Source organism: Kribbella sp., assembly GCF_035655035.1.
In the GTDB taxonomy this organism is placed as follows: Bacteria; Actinomycetota; Actinomycetes; order Propionibacteriales; family Kribbellaceae; genus Kribbella.
Map to the genome: position 1 here is coordinate 1 of NZ_DASRVN010000553.1, position 8,576 is coordinate 8,576.

The following is an 8,576-nucleotide window of genomic DNA, read 5'->3' on the forward strand; positions in this document are numbered from 1 at the left end:
CCCACCGGCTGCTACCGGTGGGGCCTTGTCGTTGGGTCAGGCTACGATCTTGTAGCCGTAGCGTTTCATTTCATTGGCTACTGCGGGGTTGAAGATGCCGGTGACCTCGAGCTTGAAGTGGAGCTGCACCTTGCGGATCACCCGCTAGAAGTGCAGGTGCCACGGCACCCCAGCCAGGATCCCGTGCACGTGGTGCGGCCAGTTGACCTGCGCCGGCGTCCGCAGCCACGCGGCGAAGCCGACCTCGCGAAGCGCCTTCACCACGGCCACCCGCTGCGCGGCGCTCTTCGTCCGTACGTCGACGTCGACCGCGCCCCCGCCGTCGTGCGTCCCGGCGGACGCCTCCACACCGCCCTTGTTGTACGACCCCTGCAGGATCGCGAACTTCGAGTGGTACAGCCCCTCGGCGGCCTTGACCATCGCCACCGTGCGCCGGTTCATGGTGAACCCGCGCCGAACTATCGTTGCCTCAGGCATCTAATTCACCGGCTCCGAGCAGGACGTCGGCGTCGTCGGCCGCGCCGCGCGCCTCCAGTTCGTCCAACTGGTCCGCGGTCAGCTCGTCGTCGAACACTTCCGGCATGGCGGATCCTCCCCCTCGCGCACCGACCCCGGTGCGGCGAAATCGCCGTACAGCGTAGGCCGTTGCCGGGTCAGGGACGCTTGAGAGGGCGTCTGAGGACTCTGTAGGTTTGAGGAATGTGAAGTTTTCCGACGACTTCGCGTGCCAGGGTGTGTGCCCGGGCCGAATGTGGGGTACCTGTAGGTGGTCCCGCGGTTCGGTCAGCGCCATTCGGGCATGGGTGATGCTCACCGAGCCACGAGTTCTCCCACTGAGGGGCGGGAGAACGACCGGTCCGGCGGGTGTGTCACTCCCAGGATGCACCCGCCGACTCCGGTCTCAGAGTGCGGACGCGACGAACAGATAGCGGTTCAGGCTGAAGAAGTAGTTGTCGCCGAGGTCGCGCAGGTCGTTCGCCCAGGCACGTGCCTCGTCCGCCGTCAGGTCGCCGTGGCCGGGGACGAAGTCCGACACGATGTCGATCAGGCCGGCGCTGAACGTGCGCTGGTCGTAGGTGGTGTTCAGGATCGGCACCACCTGCTGATGCGTCGGCGTGAATCCGGTCTTCACCAGTACGTCGGCGAGCGTCCGTGGCAGATGCGGATCGGCCAGGTGGTCCTCGAACGCGGTCAGCACCCGCGCCATCCGCGCGTCGTCGTTCGACCGCCACACCAGCGAACCCCAGTCCGTGTCCAGCAGTACGACGCGACCCGCCGGGCGCAGCACCCGCCGTACCTCACGCAACGCGCCGGCCACGTCCGCGAGGTACTCGAAGACCTGCGTGGACACCACCACGTCGAAGCTCTCCGCCGGGTACGGGATCCGGTCCACCGACGCCTGCTCGAGCTCGATTCCGGGCCCGTCCGGTACGTCGACCCTGGTACGCGCGATCGCCAGCATGCTGTCGCTGATGTCGATCCCGCAGATCCGCCCGTCCGGCCCGACCTCGCCGGCCATCTCCGCGGCCAGCAGCCCCGGCCCGACGCCGACGTCCAGCACCCGGTCCCCCGGCCGCAGCGCCAGCGCCGCCCGCACCGCCCGCCGCTGCTCGACCAGATCCGGCGTCATGTACACCGTCTCGATCCGCCCCGACACCTGCGCGTCGAACTGCAACCCGTCCACATCAACCATCCCCACATCATGATCCCGGATCCCGCCCCCGGGGAGGGCAGATGCACATCGGATGCGATGCCCCGACTTGCCCCAATAGGTTGACGCGGTGATTACCTTGCCGGAGTCGTTTCTGCGGATGCCTCGGTGGTGGACGGAAGGGGCCGGGTGGTTGCGGGAGCTTCCGGTGGCGGTGGAGCGGCAGTGTTCGCGGTGGGGGCTGACCGTGGTGGGAGCGGTTTCACACGGGTCTAACGCAATCGTCGTACCGGTCAGTCGCGGGGCGGACGAATTCGTACTGCGGATGTCGCCGCCGGGGGCGGAGGTCACCGATCAGGTCTGGGCGCTGCGCTGGTGGGCCGGGCGGGGCATGGCCCAGCTGTACGACGCGGACGTCGACGCGGGCGCGATGCTGCTTGAGCGGTTGTCCACACCGTTGACGAGTCGCCCGATCGATGAGGCGGTCGCCGTACTCGGGCAGCTGATGCGCCGCCTCGCGGTACCCGCGCCGGACGAGGCACGCTCGACCGCGGACATCGTCACCACCCGCTCGGCCGAGCTGGAGCCGGAGTGGGAACGCCTCGGTCGCCCGTTCGACGCCGCGATCCTGCGCGAGGCACTCGACGTCGCGCCGACCGAGACCACCTCCACGGCAGCGGTGAACGGCGACTTCCACTCCGGTCAGGTACTCGCGGGGCAACGGGAGGCATGGCTGACCGTCGACCCGGTGCTGTACCGCGGCGACATCGAGTTCGACCTCGGCCGGGTCCTGTGGTGCGACCTCGACAAGATGGACGACATCGTCCGGTACTTCGACCTCGCGGTCGCCGAGGCCGCACTCGACCGGGACCGGGCCCGCGACTGGGTGCTGTGGCGGACCGTCGACTACTGGTTGTGGGGACTCTCGGCGGGCCTCACCGAGGACCCGGTCCGGTGTGCCCGATTGGTCACCGCGCTTTCCAGATGAACCGGCTGCGCATCATCCGCGGTACGTCGGCCGCGTTCGGCGCGATCGAGTGCAGGATCCACGGGTGCGTCAGGTAAACGTCGCCCGGCTCACCGGTCAGCTCGACGACGCGGACCGGCAGACCGTCCAGGTCGGCCGCCTCCATCGGGTCCACCCTCCGCTGCTCCGACGTCAGGTTCCGGAACCACGGATCGGACCGCAGCAGCTGATCACGGACCGCCTTGAACTCCCGCTCGTCCGTCGTGGTCAGGAACCGCTCGAACACCCGGTGCGAACCGGCGACCTGCGGCGTCCCACCGCCTCCCGGACCGACAGAGTCGTAGAACGCCCAGATCTTCACCGCGCCGAGCGGCTCGTCGAAGCCCACGTCGGTATGCCATTGCCGATGCGGCACCGCCCACGGCACGCCCTCCGGCATCGTCACCAGCACCTGGCCCTGGTGCTTCGGCTCGATCCACTCGCCCAGCAGACCGTCGAGCGCGGACCGCACCCGCGGCCCGAGGATCGCGTGCGCCCGGCGGTCGAACTTGGTGGTCTTCAGACCGGTCGGCCGCAGCACCGTCCACGTCGTACGGTCGTCGCGATCCATCCCGTGCCGCTCGGACAGTTCGCGCCACAGCACGTCCCGCATCCCGGCGGCCTCGTCGGCGGAGAACGCGGACGGGATCTTCACGATCCCGTCCCGCTCGAAGATTTCCAGCTCCTCGGTGGTGAGCATGCGCTCCATCGTGCGCCCGCCGCCGACGACCTGCCACCGAATTAACAGCTCTGAGCAGGCAGCTTGCCGTCCAGCAGGTAGTCGGTGATCCGGTCCCGCGCGCAGGCCGAGTTGAAGTACGCCGTGTGCCCGAAGGTGTCGGCGGTCAGCAGCCGGCTGTGGTCGATCTGCCGCGCCAGGCTGCGCGCGTTCTCGACCGGAGTCGACGGGTCGTGCAGCGTGGACGTGATCAGGATCGGCGGCGTACCGTGCACCGGCGTCGCCTGCCACGGGTTGCTCGGCGGGATCGGCCAGCCGGCGCACGCAGCCGTCATCGCCCAGCCCTCGACCGCCGCGCCGACCCGCGGCGCGACCGCCTTCGCCAGCGCGAGCCGAGCCCGGGCATCGGCGTACCCGTGCAGCTCACCCGGGAGATCCATGCAGGACACGGCGGCATACGCGGTCTCGGGATCGCCGTCGTAGCTGAGGGTCGCGAAGCCGGAGCCGTCGCCCTTGGCCGCCTTCGCCAGCGCGGTCGCGAGCACCGGCCAGTTGTCCGACACCATCGATGTCAAGGGCAACAAATTCGGCAGCGCCATCCGGAGGACATCACCGCTCACCGACCCGGACAACGGAGTCTTGTCGGCCTTCGCGACGGTTCTGTCCCAGACCGCGCCGACGTCCTGCCCGTGCAGCGCGCACGACGTGTCCTTCGAGCACCATGCGGCGAAGCGGTTGAAGCCCTCCTCCATCACCTTCGCCTCTTCGAGCATGAATTTCAGCGCGCCCTGCTCGTGGTCGACGATGCCGTCGAGGACCATCCGGCCGACGCGCTGCGGGAACTGCTGCGCATACAGCGTGCCCAGGTACGACCCGTACGACAGCCCGATGTAGTTGAGTTTCCGCTCGCCGAGCGCCGCGCGGATCGCGTCCATGTCGTGCGCGACCGTCCTGGTGTCCAGGTTCCGCATCAGGTCGCCGTGCTGCTTCAGGCACTGCTCACCCGTCGCACGACTCGACGCGACCAGAGCGTCGTACTGCGCCTTGGTCTTCGGGAACACCGGTACGCCACGGCGCAGCACCGGGCCGCAGTCCAGCTGACTGCTGCTCCCGGTCCCGCGCGGATCGAAGCTGACCAGGTCGTACCTGTCCCGGAACTGCGGCAGCACCGCGTCCGCCAGCCCGGCCGCGAAGATCGACCCGCCGGCGCCGCCGGGACCACCCGGGTTGAAGAACAGCGCGCCGAGCTTGTGCTTCTGGTCCTTCGCCGGCACCTTCGCGACGAACACGTCCGTGGTCGGACCGGACGGTCTCGACCAGTCCAGCGGCACGGTGAGCGTCGCGCACTGCTCGACCGCGCCGGGCTTACATTCCTTCCAGTGCAGGGATTCCGTGGCGGCCGCCGTACTCACCGGTACGACGGCCAGCACCACGGCTCCTGCTATCGATGCCGCTGTCAACGATCTCCGCATGCCCGCCAATCTATGTGGCAGATCCCGCGGCTCACATCAACCGTTCGGCTACTTCCGCATCCGCCCGCGGTCTTAGTGTGCGGGTGCGAAGTCGTGGAATCCGATCAGCTTCTTGATCTTGCCGTCGGGGTCCAGGACGACGATGTCGGTACCGCCGGCCACCGGCTCCTGCCCCTCGGCCTGCAGGTGCCAGGTCCAGCGCAAGTAGTTGTGGTGCTCGTCGATGTCGCCGATCCGGACGAAGCTCAGCCCCGGGAACATGTGCTGTGCGGCACCGACCAACTTGTTCAGCTCGTCGTGGCCGGTGGTCTCGAAGCTCGGGTCCTGGAACGTCGCGTCCGCGGCCCAGGTGGCCGCGATCAGCTCGGCCCGGCGGTCGGCGTCGGCGGCGTTCCACATCGTGAAGTACTGGTCGGCGAGAGCCTTTGCGTTCATGGTGTTTCTCCTCGGTTCGTGGTGATGACCAGAACCTTGCCGCCCGGACCGGCATACCGTCGATGACCTCACAGGTAATGGAACTGTCTACGCGACCCGATAACGTCGGGGCTATGGCAGCGACGATCGAGGAGACGTTCCAGCGGCCGGTGGGTGAGCTGCTGCGCGGCTGGCGGGAGCGCCGGCGGCTCAGTCAGCTCGAGCTGGCGAATCGGGTCGAGGTGTCCACGCGGCACGTGAGCTTCGTGGAGACCGGGCGGTCGAGGCCCAGTCGCGACATGGTGCTGCGGCTGGCCGAGCACCTCGACGTACCGCTGCGGGACCGCAACCAGTTGCTGCTCGCGGGTGGTTTCGCGCCGATCTACAGCGAGGCGTCGCTGCACTCGCCGGCGATGCTCGCGATCCGTACGACGCTGCGTCGCCTGCTGCAGGCCCACGAGCCGTACCCGGCGCTCGTCGTCGACCGCTGGTGGAACATCGTCGAGGCGAACGCCGGGATCGCGATCTTCACCGCGGGCGTCGACGAGAAGTTGCTGCAGGCACCGATCAACGCACTCCGGCTGACCCTGCACCCCGACGGCCTGGCCCGGCGGATCGGCAACCTCGCCGACGTCCGCGCCGCCACGCTCGGAAGCCTGCAGCGGCAGGTCGCCAGTACGGCGGACCCCGAGCTCCAGGACCTGTACGAGGAACTTCGCGGGTACGCCGTCCACGATCAGCCGGCGGCCGCGCCCGGTCCGGCCGATGTCGTCGTACCGTTCAATCTCACCCACGACGGACGGGAGCTGTCCTTGCTGACCACGATCGCGACGTTCGGTACGCCGCTCGACGTGACGGTGTCGGAGCTGATGATCGAGTCGTTCTACCCGGCCGACGAGGCGACCGCCGAGTACCTGCGGGCGCTGTCGTGAAGCCGGACCGCGAGCTCGCCGACACGATCGAATCGCACCTGCAGAACCTCGAACACTTCCGCGACATCATCGCGTCGAAGCTGAGCGGGTTGAGCGAGGCCGACCTGCGCAGCAGCCGGCTGCCATCGGGGTGGACGCCGCTGGAGCTGCTGAAGCACCTGGTCTTCATGGAGCGGCGGTGGATCCGCTGGGGGTTCGTCGGCGAGCAGGTCGAGCATCCGTGGGGTGACTCGGCGGACGACCCGGACGGTCGGTGGACGGTCACGCCGGACGATTCACTCCCGGGTTTGCTGGCTCAACTGCGGGCCGGCGGGGAGTTCACCCGCCAGGTGGTGGGCGGCCGCGATCCTGCGGAGATCGCGTCGGCCGGGGGCCGTTTCGGGACCGACGACCGGCCGACGCTGAACTGGATCCTGTTTCACGTACTCCAGGAATACGCGAGGCACGCGGGCCACCTGGACGTGGCCCGCGAGCTCGCGGACGGTGCCACCGGCGAGTAGGGCTGCAGGGTCGACCCCTACTCGCCGGTGGCCGGGAGCCCTAGCGGCCGATGGAGGGGTGGCCGGTAGGGAAGCTCGGGGTCGGGAGACTCGGCTTTCCGGTCGGGACCGGGATGGCCGGCTTGCCGGGGAGCGTCGGCTTCGTGGAGGGGAGCGTCGGCTTCGCGGTGGGGATCGCCGGCGTGCCCGGGTCGACCGTCACCTCGACGCTTGCTGAAGCCGAGGGCTTCGGCGGTACCGGCAGGGAGGGCTCGCCGGTCGGCTTGCCCGGCACGGTCGGCAGGGTCGGCTTCGGCGCGGTCGGCTGCTCGGTCGGTACGCCGTGCACGCAGTCCGGGAGCTTAACCGACGGGACCGCGGTCGGCTTCGCCGTCGGGACCGCGGGCTCGCCCGGCAGCGTCGGCTTCGCGGGCAGACTCGGCTTCCCCGGGAGGCTCGGCTTCCCCGGCAGCGTCGCCTTGCCCGGCAAGGTCGGTTTGCCTGGCAGGGTCGGTTTGCCTGGCAGGGTCGGCATGCTCGGCAGGGTCGGCTTGCTCGAGGGGACCTTCGGCAGCGTCGGCTTGGACGGCAGCGTGGGCTTGGTCGACGGGAGCGTCGGCTTCGACGGCAGGGTCGGCTTCGACGACGGGAGCGTCGGCTTGCCCGGGAGCGTCGGCGTACCCGGCAAGGTCGGCTTGCTGGGCAGGTTCGGCTTGCTCGGCAGGGTCGGCGTACCGGGCAACGACGGCTTGCTCGGCAGGGTCGGCTTCCCGGCCGGCAGGTTCGGCTTGGCCGGGAGCGTGGGCTTGGCCGGGAGTGATGGGTTGTTCGGGTCGATGGTCTTGTTCACCGAGACCGTCACCGTCGGCAACTGCGGCTTGGCCGGCTGCTGCGGGAGGCAGGTCGGGTCGACCGTCGGCACCTTCGGGGTGTCGGTCGGGATCACCGCCGGCACCGGCGGCTTGCCGCCACCGGCCAGCAGGTTCTTCACCGGCGCCGGTCCGCCCACCGCCGCGGACACCGTCGCAACGGTTCCTGCGAGCGCGGTGACACCGGCTGCGGCCAGCCCGCGGCGCAGCCAGGTCAGCCGCTTGCCGCGCCGCATCAGGTCGGCGGCGTTCGGCTGCCAGGGGTCCATTTCGTACGTGAGAGCGTCGCGTACCTGCTCGTCACTCATCGCTTTCCTCCAACTCCGCTGTCGATCAGGTCGGGTGCCAGACGCAACTTGGCCAGCCCGCGGGACGCCGTACTCTTCACGGTCCCGGGCGCCATACCGAGCAGCTCGGCGGTCTCGGCCTCGGAGAGATCCTGCGAGTAGCGCAGCGCGACCACGGCTCTTTCCCGGACGGTCAGACCGCTCAGGGCCGAGAGCACGGCCTCCCTGGTCTGCACCTCCCCGGCGAAGTCCGCCACCGCTCGCTGGTCCCAGTCGTTGAGCACCGGATCACTGGGTACTTCGTTGTTCCAGCGCCGGCGGGCCTGGCTGAGGAAGCGGTTCACCAGCACCCGGCGGACGTACCGCAGCGGGTCGCCCTCCAGCCGGTGCCATTTCGGGTAGGACCGCATCAACGCCTGCTGCACGAGGTCCTCGGCGGTGTGCCGATCGCCGCACAGCATCTCCGCGAAGCGGAGCAAAGGGGTCGACTGCGCCTGCACGAAGCGCTCGAAGTCGGCGTCCGCGGTCCGGGTCATCGATTCTCCTCAGCCTCAGCCTCTGTCACACCGGTCCAAACCCGGTGAGCGACCGATCGGGTTCTGTTTCGTCACCAACTCCGGCCAAGAAATTTATTGACGGGCTAGCCACGAGCGATGTCGATGAGTCACATTGGGTGGGCACGCACCTTCACCGCCCCGGAGGTTCCGCCCATGCGTATCACCCGTAGAAGTACGTCCGCAGCCTGTCTCTCGGCTGCCGCGGCCATCCTTGCCGCGACCTTTACGCT

General features: G+C 69.1%; 10 protein-coding genes. 3 read left to right on the forward strand and 7 right to left on the reverse strand.

Features of this window, described 5'->3' with window-relative positions:
* Nucleotides 1-144: 144 nt before the first annotated feature.
* Together VFF46_RS29750 and VFF46_RS29755 are read right to left on the reverse strand one after the other, a co-directional pair.
* Nucleotides 145-441, reverse strand: a complete 297-nt coding sequence (locus VFF46_RS29750; RefSeq protein WP_325040544.1) for a hypothetical protein — start codon at nt 439-441, stop codon at nt 145-147.
* A gap of 460 nt (nt 442-901) precedes the next feature.
* Entirely contained in the window at nt 902-1,693 is a 792-nt protein-coding gene (locus tag VFF46_RS29755) for a methyltransferase domain-containing protein (RefSeq protein WP_325040545.1), read from the reverse strand.
* 88 nt (nt 1,694-1,781) lie between these two features.
* On the opposite strand from VFF46_RS29755, the gene VFF46_RS29760 reads away from it, so the two are divergent.
* Entirely contained in the window at nt 1,782-2,639 is an 858-nt protein-coding gene (locus VFF46_RS29760) for an aminoglycoside phosphotransferase family protein (RefSeq protein ID WP_325040546.1), read from the forward strand.
* Here VFF46_RS29760 and VFF46_RS29765 read toward each other — a convergent pair.
* From VFF46_RS29765 to VFF46_RS29775, 3 genes are all read right to left on the reverse strand, one after another.
* Nucleotides 2,620-3,357 (reverse strand): phytanoyl-CoA dioxygenase family protein, encoded by a 738-nt coding sequence (locus tag VFF46_RS29765; RefSeq protein WP_325040547.1) that lies wholly within the window; start codon nt 3,355-3,357, stop codon nt 2,620-2,622. The two genes, VFF46_RS29760 and VFF46_RS29765, sit on opposite strands and share 20 nt — an antisense overlap.
* Before the next feature lie 41 nt (nt 3,358-3,398).
* The gene (locus VFF46_RS29770) at nt 3,399-4,808 is read right to left on the reverse strand and encodes an alpha/beta hydrolase (RefSeq protein ID WP_325040548.1); all 1,410 of its coding nucleotides are present in this window, start codon (nt 4,806-4,808) and stop codon (nt 3,399-3,401) included.
* 72 nt (nt 4,809-4,880) lie between these two features.
* Nucleotides 4,881-5,243 (reverse strand): nuclear transport factor 2 family protein, encoded by a 363-nt coding sequence (locus VFF46_RS29775; protein WP_325040549.1) that lies wholly within the window; start codon nt 5,241-5,243, stop codon nt 4,881-4,883.
* 113 nt (nt 5,244-5,356) lie between these two features.
* Between VFF46_RS29775 and VFF46_RS29780 the strand changes: the two genes are divergently transcribed.
* Together VFF46_RS29780 and VFF46_RS29785 are read left to right on the forward strand one after the other, a co-directional pair.
* Nucleotides 5,357-6,154 (forward strand): helix-turn-helix transcriptional regulator, encoded by a 798-nt coding sequence (locus tag VFF46_RS29780; RefSeq protein WP_325040550.1) that lies wholly within the window; start codon nt 5,357-5,359, stop codon nt 6,152-6,154.
* Complete coding sequence (locus VFF46_RS29785) at nt 6,151-6,654, forward strand: DinB family protein (protein WP_325040551.1); 504 nt, start codon at nt 6,151-6,153, stop codon at nt 6,652-6,654. The genes VFF46_RS29780 and VFF46_RS29785 overlap by 4 nt, the downstream gene beginning before the upstream one ends.
* 40 nt (nt 6,655-6,694) lie before the next feature.
* On the opposite strand, the gene VFF46_RS29790 is transcribed toward VFF46_RS29785, so the two are convergent.
* Both VFF46_RS29790 and VFF46_RS29795 read right to left on the reverse strand, forming a co-directional pair.
* Nucleotides 6,695-7,810, reverse strand: coding sequence for a hypothetical protein (locus VFF46_RS29790; RefSeq protein WP_325040552.1), 1,116 nt, complete (start codon nt 7,808-7,810; stop codon nt 6,695-6,697).
* The gene (locus VFF46_RS29795) at nt 7,807-8,325 is read right to left on the reverse strand and encodes a SigE family RNA polymerase sigma factor (protein WP_325040553.1); all 519 of its coding nucleotides are present in this window, start codon (nt 8,323-8,325) and stop codon (nt 7,807-7,809) included. The genes VFF46_RS29790 and VFF46_RS29795 overlap by 4 nt, the downstream gene beginning before the upstream one ends.
* Nucleotides 8,326-8,576: the final 251 nt, after the last annotated feature.